At 39.8% G+C, this 16039-nt stretch carries 16 protein-coding genes; 7 read left to right on the plus strand and 9 right to left on the minus strand.

Going from position 1 to position 16039, the window contains the following annotated elements; all coding sequences use genetic code 11:
• Positions 1-121: 121 nt before the first annotated feature.
• From ACFN7Z_RS18590 to ACFN7Z_RS18600, 3 genes are read left to right on the plus strand one after another with little or no spacing between them, the layout of a single operon-like run.
• On the plus strand, positions 122-1159 hold the full coding sequence (locus tag ACFN7Z_RS18590; protein ID WP_005006148.1) for an Abi family protein: 1038 nt from the start codon (positions 122-124) through the stop codon (positions 1157-1159).
• A gap of 17 nt (positions 1160-1176) precedes the next feature.
• Positions 1177-4461 carry a type I restriction endonuclease subunit R gene (locus tag ACFN7Z_RS18595; RefSeq protein WP_044431830.1) on the plus strand — a complete coding sequence of 1095 codons (3285 nt, stop codon included), beginning with the start codon at positions 1177-1179 and terminating at the stop codon, positions 4459-4461.
• Between the two features lie 12 nt (positions 4462-4473).
• Positions 4474-5823: an ISL3 family transposase gene (locus ACFN7Z_RS18600; RefSeq protein WP_005006145.1), complete on the plus strand. Its 1350-nt coding sequence runs from the start codon at positions 4474-4476 to the stop codon at positions 5821-5823.
• Positions 5824-6016: 193 nt separating this feature from the next.
• Here ACFN7Z_RS18600 and tnpC read toward each other — a convergent pair whose 3' ends face one another.
• The 7 genes from tnpC to ACFN7Z_RS18635 form a co-directional block, all read right to left on the minus strand.
• Complete coding sequence (tnpC, locus tag ACFN7Z_RS18605) at positions 6017-7642, minus strand: IS66 family transposase (protein ID WP_395442692.1); 1626 nt, start codon at positions 7640-7642, stop codon at positions 6017-6019.
• A 74-nt stretch (positions 7643-7716) separates the two neighbouring features.
• Positions 7717-8052 (minus strand): IS66 family insertion sequence element accessory protein TnpB, encoded by a 336-nt coding sequence (tnpB, locus tag ACFN7Z_RS18610; RefSeq protein ID WP_043041540.1) that lies wholly within the window; start codon positions 8050-8052, stop codon positions 7717-7719.
• Positions 8049-8432, minus strand: a complete 384-nt coding sequence (tnpA, locus tag ACFN7Z_RS18615) for an IS66-like element accessory protein TnpA (protein ID WP_395442693.1) — start codon at positions 8430-8432, stop codon at positions 8049-8051. The genes tnpB and tnpA overlap by 4 nt, the downstream gene beginning before the upstream one ends.
• A 736-nt stretch (positions 8433-9168) precedes the next feature.
• A complete protein-coding gene (locus ACFN7Z_RS18620; protein WP_005006143.1) occupies positions 9169-9477 on the minus strand; it encodes a hypothetical protein in 309 nt (102 codons plus the stop codon).
• A 5-nt stretch (positions 9478-9482) separates the two neighbouring features.
• A complete protein-coding gene (locus tag ACFN7Z_RS18625) occupies positions 9483-9989 on the minus strand; it encodes a thermonuclease family protein (protein WP_005006141.1) in 507 nt (168 codons plus the stop codon).
• Positions 9990-10074: 85 nt separating this feature from the next.
• Positions 10075-10938 carry a lytic transglycosylase domain-containing protein gene (locus tag ACFN7Z_RS18630; RefSeq protein ID WP_005006139.1) on the minus strand — a complete coding sequence of 288 codons (864 nt, stop codon included), beginning with the start codon at positions 10936-10938 and terminating at the stop codon, positions 10075-10077.
• 1 nt (position 10939) lies between these two features.
• Positions 10940-11746: a hypothetical protein gene (locus tag ACFN7Z_RS18635; RefSeq protein WP_005006134.1), complete on the minus strand. Its 807-nt coding sequence runs from the start codon at positions 11744-11746 to the stop codon at positions 10940-10942.
• A 59-nt stretch (positions 11747-11805) separates the two neighbouring features.
• On the opposite strand from ACFN7Z_RS18635, the gene ACFN7Z_RS18640 reads away from it, so the two are divergent.
• From ACFN7Z_RS18640 to ACFN7Z_RS18655, 4 genes are all read left to right on the plus strand, one after another.
• Positions 11806-12228 carry a hypothetical protein gene (locus tag ACFN7Z_RS18640; RefSeq protein WP_005006133.1) on the plus strand — a complete coding sequence of 141 codons (423 nt, stop codon included), beginning with the start codon at positions 11806-11808 and terminating at the stop codon, positions 12226-12228.
• 80 nt (positions 12229-12308) lie between these two features.
• Complete coding sequence (locus ACFN7Z_RS18645) at positions 12309-12848, plus strand: hypothetical protein (protein ID WP_228128636.1); 540 nt, start codon at positions 12309-12311, stop codon at positions 12846-12848.
• A 34-nt stretch (positions 12849-12882) separates the two neighbouring features.
• On the plus strand, positions 12883-13623 hold the full coding sequence (locus ACFN7Z_RS18650; RefSeq protein WP_005006125.1) for a hypothetical protein: 741 nt from the start codon (positions 12883-12885) through the stop codon (positions 13621-13623).
• A 118-nt stretch (positions 13624-13741) separates the two neighbouring features.
• On the plus strand, positions 13742-14488 hold the full coding sequence (locus tag ACFN7Z_RS18655; protein ID WP_005006124.1) for a hypothetical protein: 747 nt from the start codon (positions 13742-13744) through the stop codon (positions 14486-14488).
• A 68-nt stretch (positions 14489-14556) separates the two neighbouring features.
• Here the strand turns inward: ACFN7Z_RS18655 and ACFN7Z_RS18660 are convergent, their stop codons facing one another.
• Both ACFN7Z_RS18660 and ACFN7Z_RS18665 read right to left on the minus strand, forming a co-directional pair.
• Positions 14557-15348, minus strand: coding sequence for a TraX family protein (locus ACFN7Z_RS18660; RefSeq protein WP_005006121.1), 792 nt, complete (start codon positions 15346-15348; stop codon positions 14557-14559).
• Entirely contained in the window at positions 15324-15974 is a 651-nt protein-coding gene (locus ACFN7Z_RS18665) for a hypothetical protein (RefSeq protein ID WP_005006119.1), read from the minus strand. Before ACFN7Z_RS18665 ends, ACFN7Z_RS18660 begins: the two co-directional genes overlap by 25 nt.
• Positions 15975-16039 lie beyond the last annotated feature (65 nt).

A 16039-nucleotide genomic window follows, 5' to 3' on the forward strand; every position in this document is an offset into this window, starting at 1 on the left:
ATTTAGCTTTACTTCAATAGCGACATTTGTCATTATTCTTTCCAACATACCTGCCATGCCTAGGTTCAAGTTCGCTTGTTCACGCACAAATCGGCAGGTTTTTTTTGCCTGAGAAAATACTATGGTTCAATTCATAAAACAGGCAAAAAGCAATCAAGATCATCTTCAAACATGGCAAGATCGTGGCTTGATCATTCCTGATCTTGCACGGGCAGACCGCTACCTCAGTTTTATAGGCTACTATCGCCTATCTGCTTATACCATTCCTTTTCAGCAAGCAGTTACAGCTAATTCAACGGTATTACATCAATTTAAAGCCAATACCACATTTGATGATGTACTCAACCTATATATCTTTGACCGAGAGTTAAGGCTCTTGGTCATGGATGCCATTGAGCGTATTGAAGTGGCAATACGGGCACAAATTTGCAATGTACTGTGCCATCAATCGGGTGCTGCCTTTTGGTACACCGATGAACAGCATTTTAGCCATAACTATGCCCACATGCGTTTACTTGCCAGTATTGAACGGCAATTAATGGATGAAAAAAGCCGTTTAGAGCGTGATGAAAAAGCTATTGATAAACGCCCACTCTCTCAGACTGACAAAGATGGGTTGAAAGATAAAGTGCGTAAAGAAAACTTCTTACGCCACTACTTATCTAAATATGACAGCCCGAAATTACCGCCTTCATGGATGATGATCGAAATGCTGACATGGGGTGAACTAAGCCATCTCTATGTCGGGCTAAAATCCAATCAAGCCAAAAAACAGATCGCTCAGAATCTAGGGCTACATGCTGAAGTCTTGGAATCATGGCTGAAAAGCCTGAATGACGTGCGAAACTTATGCGCCCACCATAGCAGACTATGGAATAAAGAACATGGTCGCAGCATTAAGATTCCAACTTCAAATGCAATTCAATGGCTTCAACAACCAATCATATTGAGTAATACCGCGATTCGCTATGAGAAGCGTACCTATATGCTTTTGGTGGCAATACAAACCTTACTTTATAAGATCAGCCCAAATTCAACATGGGCAAAACGACTCAAAGATTTAATTGAGCAGTATCCATCACTCTCTAAAGCCAATATGGGAATGCCTGAGTTATGGCATCAAGACCCGTTTTGGCAACAGGCATTACAACAGAATTAAAAATTAGGGGAAAAAGCATGAATATTTTGGCAGACAAAGCCCATTACGAAAGTCACTTAGAAGCCTATATTGTGCAAAAACTGCAAGCGCAAGGTTGGGTGGTTGGGCAAAGTAAAAATTATCATACCGAATATGCACTCTATCCCGAAGATTTAATCACATGGATTCAAGCTACACAGCCTGAAAAGTGGGAAAAACTGCAAGCACTGAATGGTAGTAATACCGAAAAACGCATCATCGACCGCTTGGATGATGAACTGAATAAGAAAGGCACAATCCATATCTTTCGTCATGGCTTTAGCATGGCGGGCGCAGGCACAATCGACCTCAGTGAAAGCGCACCCGAAGATGGACGCAATCAAGCCGTCATTGACCGCTATAACGCCAATATTCTACGTGTTGTCCCACAACTCAAATATCATCCATCCAAAGATGCAGGGATTTTGGACCTTGTGTTCTTTATTAATGGCTTGCCAATGGCAACGGTGGAAATTAAGACTGAGTTTAACCAGTCTTTAGAAGATGCCATTGAGCAGTATAAAAATGACCGTAAGCCGATAGACCCTAAAACAAGACGTAAAGAGCCATTGCTGACACCCAAGCGTGGTGCAATTGTGCATTTTGCCTTGTCTGAATCTGAAATTGCCATGACCACCGCTTTAGATGGTGAAAGCACCTATTTCTTGCCGTTTAACAAAGGTAATCAGGGACATGCAGGCAACCCTCCTGCGGATGCGGCCAAAGGTGAGGATTATCCAGTGGCGTATTTTTGGGATTATGTCTGCCAACGTGATAATTGGCTGAAAATTTTCCATAATTTTGTCTATGTAGAAAAGAAAAACAAAGTCGATCTATATGGTAATTGGACGGTACAGGAACGCTTGATCTTCCCGCGTTATCATCAGTTTGATGCGGTGAATAAAATCATTGCCGATGTGCAAGAAAAAGGCGTAGGACTGAATTATCTGTGTGAACACAGTGCAGGCTCAGGCAAAACATCGACAATCTCTTGGGTGTGTCATTCACTGGTGCGTTTGCGTCACAATGACGGTACACCGTTTTATAACTCCGTCATTGTGGTGACAGACAGAACGGTACTGGATGACCAGTTACAGGAAGCGATTCAACAATTAGATCATCAGAAAGGCTTAATTGCTGCAATTAACCGTGATGACAAAGAACATGCAGGCAAATCGAAAAGCAAACAGCTTGAAGATGCACTATTGTCCAATAAACAGATCATTATTGTGACCATTCAGACTTTCCCGCATGTGATGGAAGCGATTCTGACCAATACCAGTTTAAGCGACCGTAACTACGGTATTGTGATTGATGAAGCACATACCTCGCAAACAGGCTCAACAGCATCTAAACTGCAAGCGACATTGGCATTGCAGTCGGGTGAAGCAATGGCTAACCTGACTGTTGAGGAACTGCTTGAGCAGATTCAAAAAGCGCGTGTACAGTCCAAAAACATCAGTCACTTTGCCTTTACTGCAACTCCAAAACACTCGACTAAAATGCTGTTTGGGCGCACTAAAAATGGTGAGCCTGCCAGTGATGAAAATTTGCCTGAATCCTTTCATTTGTACCCACAACGCCAAGCGATTGATGAAGGCTTTATTTTAGATGTGCTACAAGGTTATGTACCTTATAAAACTGCGTTTAAACTCGGCGGTGAAGCTGTTGACGATGATAAACGAGTCAATTCTAAAGCAGCCAAGAAAGCCTTAGCTCGTTGGATGGCTTTACACGCGACCAATGTCACGCAAAAGGTGCAGTTTATTATTCAACACTTTCACCACAATGTTGCCAATTTGCTCAATGGTCAAGCCAAAGCCATGATCGTGACCAGTTCACGCCCTGCGGCAGCACGATATAAAATTGCCTTAGAAAAATATATTGAAGATAACCCTGACTACAGTGCCTACCATGTCTTGGTGGCATTTTCGGGTAAGCTCACGGGCAAACAGATTAGCCATGAAGCAGATGGTGATAGCGAAAACGGGGCACTATTTCAAGTTGGTGAAGATGCTGAATTTACCGAAGCCAATATGAATGCCGATGCACCTAATTCTGATTTACGCATCGCATTTGACCGCCCTGAATATCGCTTAATGGTAGTGGCGAATAAATTCCAAACAGGCTTTGACCAACCCAAACTCTGCGCCATGTACATTGATAAAGTCATTGCCAATGAAGTTGAAGTGGTACAAACCTTGTCACGCTTAAACCGTACCACCACAGGCAAAGATCAAACCTTTGTAATTGACTTTGTAAATGACCCTGAATGGATTTTAAAGTGCTTCAAAAAGTACGACAACGGGGCAAAAATGGTGGATGTACAAGACCCGAATGTGGTTTATACCATCAAAGACAATATTGAAGAACTTGATCTGATTACCGAAGATGATTTGGAGGAGTTTAAAGCAGCTCGTTTTAAAACTATCCGCGATATTAGCAATCATGATTTCAAAGAAACCACACATCCCGACCTGTTTAAAGCAACCGATCGTGTCGCCCGCCTGTTTAACCAAAAACTGAAAATGCTCAAACAGGCGATTGAGCTACAGGAAACTGCATTTGATCAAGCCAAAGCAGACGGCAATGATGAAGGCGCAGAAAAAGCCGAATTTGAGCGCAAGCAGTTAGACGTAGAATTACAAACTTTAATGCGCTTTAAAGGCAATTTGGATAAGTTTAGCCGTATTTATTCCTATGTAGCACAGCTTATTGACTTTGGCGATCCTGAACTTGAAAACTTCTCGGCATTTACCAAGCTCTTATCCAAACGATTAAATGGTATGTCTGCTAAAGAAATTGATATTTCAGGCTTGGTACTGACTGGCTTTGGCATCTTTAAAAAGAAACTTAAAACCGATGATACCGATCATCCCGAAGCGGATGAACCTCAACCATTAGCCCCCATCCAAGGCACAGCCAATGGTGATTTACAGCCAACCAAAATGACTTATCTGAAAGAAGTCATTGATCTTATTGCTCAGACTTTTGGCGATATTTCCACCCGTGAAGAACAGGTGGTATACATCAATCATTTAGTAACCATTCTACGAAATAACGATGTAGTTATGGCTCAGATTGAAAATAATCCTGAATCCACAGCCTTGCAAGGTAATTTGCCATCGGCAACGAAAGGCGCAATTATTCAAGCACTGACCTCACATCAAGACTTATCAGCATTGTTGCTCAAGACCGATGCACAAGCGATGCAGAATGTGATCAAGGTGCTGTATAAATTGCTTAAAGATGGTGAAACCATTGATGTGCATCGTCTAACATAACGGAGTATTGGAATGATTGATATTCTGCAACTGGAAGGTGTACAGCCGATAGATTACCGTAATGAAGATGGCTGTATTATGATTACCGTACAGTCAAGCGGTGAGCATTTGGAAACATGCCCTGAATGCGGTGGACGCTTATATAAGCACGGCCAGCGTATCAATCATTTTGCTGATACCCCCTTGCAGATGCAACCTGTAAAAATTGAGGTGATACGAACACGCTATCGCTGTTCTGAATGCAAAAGCATGATTACCCCTCAACTCAGCTTCTTAGATGAAAAACGCAGAGCGACCCATCGGCTGATTCAGCAAGTACGCAAGCGTTGCTTAGATCGAACCTTTACGCAACTTGCCGAAGATACGGGTGTAGTCGTGAACACCATTAAAAACATTACGCTCGATTTCGTGGAGGAATTAGAACGAGATATTAAGTTTGAAACTCCAACGATTATGGGTATTGATGAACTTAAATTGATGGGAACATATCGCTGTGTCATCACCAACCTTGCTATGAACAGCTTATATGATATGTTGCCTGAAAGAACTCAAGATACATTGATACCATACTTCGCCAAACTGCCTGATGCAGAAAAAGTAGAATGGATTTGTAGTGATATGTGGCGACCCTTCAAAAAGTCATTCCGTCTGCACCTACCAAATGCCAAGTTGGTTATTGATAAGTTTCATGTAGTGAGAATGGCAAGTGAAGCTTTAGACACTGAACGTAAAGCTTTACAAAGTAGTTTGGATCGTGATGCCCGACTGAATATGAAAAAACATTTACGGTGGATACTGCTTAGACGACCAAATTCATTGACCGAAGATCAACAAAGAATTTTAGGAAATTTAGAAAAATGGCATCCTGAGTTTAAGGAAGCTTATGACCTCAAAGAGCAGTTTTATAATATTTATGAAGCAACAACCAAAGACGATGCCATACAAAGGTTTCATGAATGGGAAAGCAGTATTCCCAAATATTTAAAGTCTTTCCGTGACGTTGCTAAAACTGTGAATAATCACTTTGAGGATATATTCACCTATTGGGATGCGCCAATAAGAATTACCAATGCTTATACTGAGGGGCATAATGGTATTACAAGGGTCGCAAATCGAATGGGACGAGGATATACCTTTGAGGTGCTTCGAGCAAAAATGTTATATAACAAAGTGGCTCGATCTATTACAACTTTAAAGACTCCATCATCTTCATTAAAATCAACCGAAGGTTATGAGGGTTTAACTGCATTTCCAACCAAGCAAGAGAATAATAAGTTGGAATATGGCGCTTATATTCCAACCTTGGTTGAATTGTATGGCGGTGATGAATATTTAGATGAAGAACTAATTTCAACCATATAATGCAAATAGCCTTTTTAATAAAACCTACGTTTTCTTGATTCGCACTGTAGAGTCCAATTTTATTACTAAAGCGTGTGTACTGACCTTTTTTGAGTGAATTTTCCGCCATGTCTTTCCCTACTCTATGCTTTGCCAAAAATGTGAAACTATTTGTTGTGTAATGTAAGCGTCCGCTGAATCCCATGCCTATTTTTTAATTTGAGTTGGATTTCCAGCGGTGTGGCAGTAATTCTTCTATTTGGGTCACTTTATGTGTCGGCAACCTTTTCAGAACATCACTTAAATAGGCATACGGATCCAGCCCATTCAGCTTTGCTGACTGGATTAATGTCATGATATTGGCTGCTCGCTGACCGCTGCGCAGCGAACCTGCAAATAGCCAATTCTTACGTCCCAACGCCCAAGGTCGCATCTGGTTTTCCACCCAATTATTATCTATAGGTAGATTGCCATCATCCAGATAGCGGCTTAAAGCTGGCCAACGCTTCAGAGTGTAATTGATGGCCTTGGCGGTTGGAGAACTCGATGGCACAGTCAGTTGATGTTGGTTAAGCCATTCATACAGTTGTTGCATCACCGGTTGACTATGCTGTTGTCGGTATTCGCGGCGCTGTTCTGCCGTACCATCGGTCTTTTTCCTGAGTTCTGCTTCTATCGCATACAGTTTCTGAATCAGCACCAATGCCTGTTCAGCGACCTGACTTTTCCCGGTCACATGCAGTTCATGGAATTTACGACGTGCATGGGCCATGCAGCCCACCTCAATGACCTGGCCTGATTTAAAGCGTGCTTTATAACCACTGTAATCATCACAGACCAGATAGCCCTGCCAGCCTTTCAAGAACTCTTCAGCATGCTGGCCTGAACGACTATCTTGAAAGTCATAGATCACTGCCTGAACTGGATTGTACTGTGTAGTGGCATAGGCCCAGACATAACCTTTCTTCGGTTTTTTCTCATCATCACCCATCCGCATAATGGTGACCGGCGTTTCATCGGCATGGATCACCCGCTGTTGCAGCACCACCTCTTTTAAAGCATTGGCCAGAGGTTCCAGTTCTACACCGCAGCGACCTATCCAGTCAGATAAAGTTGATCTAGAAAGCTCAATTCCCGCCCGCTGATAGATCAGACGTTGACGGTACAGCGGTAAATGATCTGCGTATTTCGAGACCAACACATGGCTAAGCAGTTCAGGACTGGCAATGCCTTTATCAATCACATAGGCGGGCATCGCTTGCTGAGTCAGTGTGTCACACTGATCACAGACCCATTTGCCACGCACATGCTGTTCCTTATAGAACTGTGCCGGTCTGAAATGTAGTTTTTCACTGATATCTTCGCCGATACGACGCAAGGTGCAGCCACAAGCACATTGGGTTGATGTTGGTTCATGCTCGATACGGATGGTGTGTAGATGATCGGGCAGCAGTCGACGTTTAGGTTTGTTGACTGTGGCTTTGTGTGTCGCTGCATCAGTTTTATCTGCATTCAGCCGTTCCAGTTCCAGATCAACAGCGGCAATATCTTCTTCGACCGCTTCATCCCAGAGATGGATTTGTTTTGCGGTGAGATGTTCGTTTTTACTGTCGAATTTGTGCTTTTTAAACAGCGCAAGTTCATGCTCGTATTTTTGATTGAGAATGGAAAGATGCTGAACTTTGGCATCTAATTGCAGATTGGATACTTCAAGATGCTGAACTTTGGCATCTAATTGCTGGTTTGATTGTGCCAGAGACTGATGTTGCATTGCCAACTGTCTAGTAAATTCCAGCAGTTGTTCATGGGTCAGTTGGCTTAAATCAGGCAGTGTATTCATGACCGCAGTATGCCTGAGGTCATGAGAAGAATGAAATAGAACGTTTGGAGAATAGCAACTTGGACCAAGCTAGTTTAGAGCATTGTGACCACTTGCTGTCGTCCAATGCGCTGCCAAGGCAAACCCTGGATCAGTGCCTGTAACTGTTCTGGGCTGAGGGCTACGCTTTCACCCTGGTGAACTTTAGCCCAGTGAAATTTTCCCTGTTCCAACCGCCGGGCACACAGCCAGATGCCCAGTCCATCATGTACCAGCACTTTCATGCGATGGCCACGTTTATTACAGAACAGGTAAGCACAATGCGGTTTAATGTAGCCAAAGGCTCTCAGCACCTGAGCCATAGCCGTATCCATCCCTGCTCGCATATCCAGAGGTTGGGTAGAAAGCCAGATTTCATCAATGCGGATCATGTTGCAAGTGCCTTGAGTAATTCTGCTAAAGCAGATATTTCTGATACTTGCCATTTCAAGCCAATTTCTGCTTTTGAGTGGGGTAAAGTAATTTGAACCTTTAACATGTCAGTAGGAGTAGGATCTAATGGTGCAGAGCAAGATAAGGCAATAAATGCAGGTTTATTCGGTAGTGGTGAGCGATCATTCCCTAGCTTAGCATCAATTAAGCGAATCCATTTGGATACAAGATTTGTATTCAATCCATGTTGCAAAGCGACCGAAGCAATTGAAACCTCCGATGCTTTACACGCCTGAACGATCTGCTGTTTAAATTCAGCACTATATGTTCTTCGTTTTATCGTAAGAGATGCGATGGATGTCTGGTTATTTGTAGTCATAAATTTAAGTTCCCACTTGTTTTTAAGTGAGGACTAAATTAAGGCTTATAGGACGAATTCATAAGGTGTGTTCAGCGGACGCTTACTGTGTAATGCCAAAATTTTCACAAATAAGTGTATTACTAATAAGCATGAAAGCAACATAAGGCTGTTCTTTTTTTAGCTAGTTGATTCATAACCTATAAAAAATAGATATGAAAAAGCCCCAATGTTGCAAATGGGACTTTTTTGTTGCCAAGGTTAAACTACTTAGCTAAAACTTGATCCACTGAACCAATTAACTTTCGGATTACTTCACCTTCTAGGGTGTTGTTATAGGTGTGTCATTTCAAATTTAAATTTTATCCCACCTCTTGAACAAGAGTATTAAGAATAAAACTGGATAAGCAATTGGCCATAAAACTGTAAAAAGTATTTTTGATGAATAAGGACTAATTTTCATCAAAAAAATTTTATTAATAAAATAGTACCCCGTTAAAACATAAAAAACCGCACTAAAGTACTGGTGCATATTAATCAGTAAACACCACCAGATAATAGCCCAAAGAATCGCTACAAAAGTAAGGTAAAGGTAGAAAGCTTTATTTAGTTGCATGTTCATCATCTTTGTTCGGCATAACATTACCTTTTAAAAATCTACAATTGATCTAGTTCCCTTAGGAAAAAAACCACTAATTGCTTAGTGGTTCGTTCTGATCTGGTGATTAATTGGATTCCGTGGATATGACAATAGATGTCATATAAAACCTTCTTTGAACTGTCGCCCTTCCAGCGACTCTAAGTGCATTTCAAGGAAATCTATTGCCACTTCTGAGTAATTTGCGTTGGCTGAACAATTCACCAACTTTTCATCACAAAGACATTTTCCCAAATTTGCCAACTGAGTAACCAACTCATTTCGTACAGAAGCCAAGCTGAGAGCTTCAATCTGAGCTTGCAGTTCTTCACTGAAAAACTGCAGTTCCATACGATTACCACATTGTTGTTGCAGTAGATATTTATTTAATACCGCTACGGCTTTAGCGGTATTTAATTCACCGTTCATCAATATTACTTATTGTGACGGTACTGGCTTGGATAAACAGGGTTTGGATCAGCCCATAAACCAAGGCGTTGAGAACGTGCGTTGCTTTCAGCACTCAAAATAATTTTATCTTTGAGATATTCACGATAAGCCCATGCATAGCCATCTTTAACTTGCTTATAGTTAACACTATTCACGATGTTTAAGTTGGGCACTTGGTTTGTACGCATCTGAAAAATGGTACCAAGAGTACGACCGTAGCGGTCCTTACTATTTTCTTGCACATACACAATCGTTTCATGCAAGAAACTGATGTTCTGACGCGATTTCTGACCAAAAGCTTGACTTTTTTCTGGTGCATCAATCTGGTTGAAGCGAACACGGATCTGCTCATTGTTGTTGTTTAAAACGGTGATAGTGTCGCCGTCAGAAATACGTACAACTTTGCCAACAAAATCGGCTTGAGCTGCAGTAGCAACAACAGACATGGATAAGGTTAAAGCTAAACTTTTTAAAGTTGTATTAAGGTTCATTTTGAATCCTTAGTGGGTAAAGAATAGGTAAATTATATCGCATTACGTAACTGCAATTTTTTTCTTAAAAAATATATTCAGCTGATTAGTTAGGATTTATCCCCTTTCTCTCAAGCCATTTTTTCCATTGAAGTGCATACGCAACTAAACCAGGTTGTTTCGCCGTGCCATTGCGATATATCGCATTAAAAGATGGCGTCCATGAGTGGTAAGCAGCTGCTCTAACCCAAAAATCGGTTGACGGTTTTGTGGTTAATCGATTTCGCAAGATCTTGGCTGCAAGTCGCGCATTCAGACATCCATCAGTACGCACATAATGGCTGTTATAATTTTCAAACATACCGCCACGTTTAAAGTGCATGGAATTGATTTGGAATTGCCCCATATCCAATGAACGGTTTTTGTTTTGCGCTGTTTGTCCATTGGTACCACGCTCTTTGCTATGTATACCCAATAAAACATACAGCGGAACACCTTCTGACCGCGCAGCATGAATAACACAACTCAAAGTAGCGACTCTACCCGGTACGGTTTGATCGTAAGATACACTCGCTTGGTTGTATTGATTGTATTGCGTAGTTGGATAGGTATAAGAAACAGGACGGATATTCTGGCGAACGGGTTGTTGTTGTGGTGCTGGTGCTTGCTGGCCACTAGGTTGTGGTCCATTTTGTGCAACTGCCGTGCGCTCAGTGCTAGTCGGAGTTTCTTCAGTTTTTTGCGGTGTGTACTTCACGCCCAAGTAACGACTCGTAAATCCTCTTGGCTTTGCTGGCGCCATTTCTTGCTGAGTGTTGGTCATGACCTGAAATGGTCGATATGGTGTACTTGATCCATTAGAATTGACATGGTTTGCATATGCACCTAGAGCCTCAGAACTTTGAGGCAATTGAGCATAAGCAACGCTTGATCCTAATAGAGTCGCAAATAGCGTTGGTTTTAACAGCATATTAATCAGCACCTTTATCGTTGTTGTTGAAATTGTCGATTAGGTGCTGTTTACGGTCAGCTAACTTATTCAGTGTTTCAACTGGCAATGGGTTTTTGCCGTCATACCACGATAAGCTATATTTTTTTGGCGCATAGCGGAACCATGCCAAGAATGGCGCATTCGGTAAAAATAAAAGACCAGTACGGACTTGCCACGCACGATAAGCTGAATTGATGCTAACCATGTATAGATAAAACACCAATAATACACCTGGTACAACAAGCATTGGATATAGCGCTTTAAAGAACATATAAACTACGTACAAGCCTGTAAACATAGATAATGCTAAATACAAATAAGACGAAAACTGATGGTTTTTAACAAGCTTGTCTATTTCATCATTACTCATTGAAGCTAAACGTTCTTGCCCTCTTGGGTAGTGAGTATTAGCAATGAGTCTTTTCAGTTGTTTAAAATTGTTAGGTGCGACAATTTCATATTCACATAAAGGGTGTGCACATACCCAATTCACGTTGCCTTTATAAGAACGTGGAATCCTGTTGTCATGCATTAAAATCGATTTACCGCATTCGGGGCATGTTGGAGACAGCATTGATCTAATATTAGATAAATGCGGTAAAAACCCTTTTCTAGCTGAACTCCAGTGGCTTTTACGCCCGAAATCAAAAAAGACTCGCTTTAAAATACCTGATTTACGGGGTTGACTAGCTTCAATTGCCTGTTTAATGGCAGCTTCATCTAAAACCTCATTGGTAATATTTACCTTTTGTGTAGCACTATCAGAACTATTTTTATCTGAAGACATACTTTTACCTACGGACTTTTATTATGTAGAATACGTTATTATATTAAAGGATTTTCAACGTGTCTAAAACCCTTTTTATTTTCGCAACGGTTATTTTAATTTCCACCCTTTTAAGTGCCTGTAATAACTCTAATACTCCAAATGAACAAGATCCATTAAAAGGTCAAGAACAGAAGTTTTTAGACGAATCGGCAACGAGTGAATCAAAAGAACTTGTGTTTTATGACTTGGTAGATCCTAAGAAAAAAGACCAACCTATAAAGGCTGAAGAAGCAAGTGCTTCCGAGCCTGAAGCCCAAGAACAACAACCTGAAAACGCCTTATCTCCTGAGGTTCTTGAAGCGATTCGTGAAAATACAGAACGACAAGAAAAAAAGGAAAATGCACTCAGAACAATAGCTGAAGCTAAGCGTATTGAAGCATTATTAGTAGGTAAAGATCGCAGTAGTGATGATGGCTATACCTATAACAGTGATGAATAATTGATATATCAATGGTTTTAACCAATACAAACTTATTATTTTAAGTTAAAATGATTTTAAATTTTTTGGTATATACGGTTATGTTTAACAGTGCTTTTAAGAAACATAAAATAAAAATATGTTTTGGCTTGCCAATCATAATTGTGGTTTCGATCTTAATATTCAAAATCTACTCCTACCCCTTTAAGCCAAGACTCTTAAGCCCCGATTGGATTGAAAGTCGCTACAATGGTTGGGAAGTTGAACATCATGACTTATGGATTGCTACAATTGTGGATGTTGTTGGTCCAAAAACAGTAAAAATTAGAAATCAAAATGGAGAAGAAAAAATTATGGATCTTCTCTATATAAATGCTTTGCAATCTTCGGAAAAAATGAAAAACCTCTATATCAATAGCTTGTCCGGTTATGTTGGCCAACAGCTATTTGTAAAAGGAGATTCAGACAAAGCGCGGTTTAATGGCGTCTTGATCGATGGTAACGGTGAAAATATCAATCTAAACCTAACTTATGGACCAGGTGCGGTATTGGATATGTCATCAACTGCATACATTCATGACCGAGAAAAGCAATTAGTTCCTTATTTCGCGAATATCAATTCAGAAAATAGAACGTTTTAAGTTATAAATTAAGGGATATTAGAAAGGCCAAGCTATGCCAGCACCATTATGTTTTCTCACACTGGAATTTACCGCCAAAGTCAAGAATCCAGTTGATGTGCCTGACATTATTAAGTCGTCTATTTTGACGCGTATTAAAAAGTGCCGCACATCATCAATAGAACAGGTTCAGTATCTTTATAATGCTGAAGAGAGCTACTGGAAGCCAAAAAAACAAGTCACTGAAGAAGCAACTCAATATCATGGCATCACCAATGAAGATTTATTAACGCAAGACTCAATCAATGGTCTAAAGATTAAAAACTATGTTGTGTATTGGGCAAACGTTTATACATTTAGAATTTTGCAAAAAAGCAAAGTGAAGTTTTTTAATCACCGCTTTATCTTTTTAAACAACTTAATCAACGTGATTGGTGAAGATGGTTCCCTACCCATGACAGAATGGGCACGTTTAGCCAGTGCAGCTTCGGGAAATAATGAATTTCCAGAAGAGATACTGACTAACACTAACAATAAGGTCATCTGTTTGACCGTTATATTTGATTATATTTCTGAAAAATTAACATCACTTTATGGTTTGGATCTAAATAAGCATTACGATCTGGTTGCTGCAGTACAATACAACAGTGCTATCAAAGCTAAGAGTCAAAAATCATTAAAGGTTCATAAGCTTATGCGTGATGATTTTAATGAGTTTAAATTGCTTTTAGACAAAGGCATGGAGATTAAGAGAATTAAAAAGGAATATTTTATAAATAATAACTATCTCCCTTAAACCTAAAAGCCACTTTCTTAAAAGTGGCTTTTTTTTCGTTAAACATAAAATAAACTATCACTAAAACCCTTTTTTAAAATATAATACTTTTAATTTCTATTTTAACAGGTGATACATTGTGAGTTTAATTAAGAAGCAAAAAGACATTCTATCTCACGACCCTCTTGTTTCAATTTTTAGTAACAATGACCTTTTAACAATCTCAGTTGATACGGATTCTGAAGATTTGAATCGTCAACCTAAAAATATAAAAATCCCGAATGCCGATCTTAAAGAGTTAACAATACAAATCAGTGGTTTTGATACTTTAGAAAACAATGATGTTGGTCGTTATTTCACTTGTTCTGGTACCGTAGAGCTCGTTAATACACTAGGTAATGGTGAAGAAAAACGTTTTGTATTAGCAGAGCCAAAAATCAAAGTAAACGTGGTTAAAAAAGGTCATTTACCGCAAACAGAACAAATTAAACAATTGGTTCGTAATGCGTGGATGGATGCATTTAGTGATGGTTGCCAAAACATTAACCAACCTTACCACTATGAAGATGAAACTTGGTTTGAACGCTTCAAAGGTAGCATTATTGGTAAGTTTGTACTGATCGTACTTGCCACTTTCTTCGCTGCTTTCATTGGTTTGGCTATTTTTGGTTATGTTGCTGGTAAAAAACAACAGGACCCAACATTAGAAATTGCGAATCAAATTGCTCAAGATCCTGAAGCATTAAAGCAATTGCTGAATCAATATGATCAACAAAATAACCAATCTGGTGCACCTACTCCACAAGCATCACCAGAACAAGCAGCTGAGCAAGAAAGACAGCAAGAAATTAGCTCATTCGGTTTAGATGCTGGATCTAGCGAATAACGCTGATTAAGCAATAAAAAAGCACCTTAGTCATAAATACTTTGGTGCTTTTTTTGAGCCTAAATTTATTATGCAAATTTAAAAAGAATCCAGATGATGACGAGATGTACTGGATAGAACCAGTACGCCCACTTCCCCACTGGAGGTACTTCAAAAGGTATATTCATGTGCTGTCCTTTCAGTAGGAATTGTGCACCAATATACGTTGCAATGGCGCTACTGACAGCAAATGAGAATGCCAAAGAATATGTAGTCATATCCGTATAGTAGCCACCAATCAACCAGTTGAAAATGTTGGCCAATGAAGTGAGCAAGACGCTGATCATTAAAAAGTATTTCTTAGAACGAACGTTGGTTGTTTTAAAGAATAAATACAGGAATACAATTAATAAAACGCCCCACACGCTATACATAATAAAATTAGATAGCAATATGGTCACGACTAACAGAGAGACAAACTGCAGCGTTGCATATTTATGTTTAGATTCCCCCAATACAACAAGCAAAAATCCTAAAAGCAACGTAGGCATGACGTTCAGTGTTGTAAATGGCTCTTGGTTGAATAGTTGATACGGTACTTCTGATAGCACACAAAACAACGCCAAATTTTTAAAATAGTTTTTTAATGTATGGGTTTTCTTTTTAGAAATAGCTTGGTTCAAATTGAATGCAAGCATGATACAAAAAATAGGAAAAGCACAACGGCCAATCGTCCTCAACAACAGATTATATTGAGGAAATAATATTGATGCGTGGTCAATAACCATGGTCACAATCGCAATCCACTTCAATAGATCCAAGGCTCTATTGCGATCTCGCACAGCGCTTTGGCTAATTACAGCTTCTTGTAGATGAACCATGTGTTATTTTTCGCTAAAGGGTTTGTATAAGCATCACTACGCTGTTTTCGGGTGTTGTTACGATTATCTAAGATCTCAATGCTGTTCCAACCTTCGGAATAACCGAGCACCAGTCCAGAGTTATAAAATCTCGTGCGATGACGCTCTTCATCGCCGGCATAAAACAAGTACGCACGAATATCGTTATACGGTCGATGCCCGACCAATACGTTATCTTCATCACGATCAAAGTACTCATAAATTAAATCCGTATATTCACGATTGAAGTATCCGCACTTCTCAAACAGATCTGCACTTGAACGAAAAGTAATAGATTCCTTGGCCAGTGTTTTATTTAAAATCATGCGAGTGACATTACGAGCAAACACGGGCAAATTAAAATGCACAGGCAAATGAATTTCATTTATTTCGGACAAATCAATAGGATCACCAAAAGGACTAGAAAGTTCTAATGCTTTTTGATAAAAGTCCATCCATTGTGCAAGATATTCATCAACAAACTTTTTCTCACCATAATAAATTGGTAATCCATCAACCGTTAAAAGGTTTTGTGGAGGAAAAATATTGTTTCTTAAATCTAAGATGCTTTGTTTTAATTTTGCGATTTCGATTGGATCACTAATCATAACAACTCACTCGAATTAGAGTATTAAGATAATTATATAGGGTTTTAATTAATTGGATATAAGTT

It is taken from the genome of Acinetobacter sp. P1332 (assembly GCF_044057475.1).
In the GTDB taxonomy this organism is placed as follows: domain Bacteria; phylum Pseudomonadota; class Gammaproteobacteria; order Pseudomonadales; family Moraxellaceae; genus Acinetobacter; species Acinetobacter johnsonii.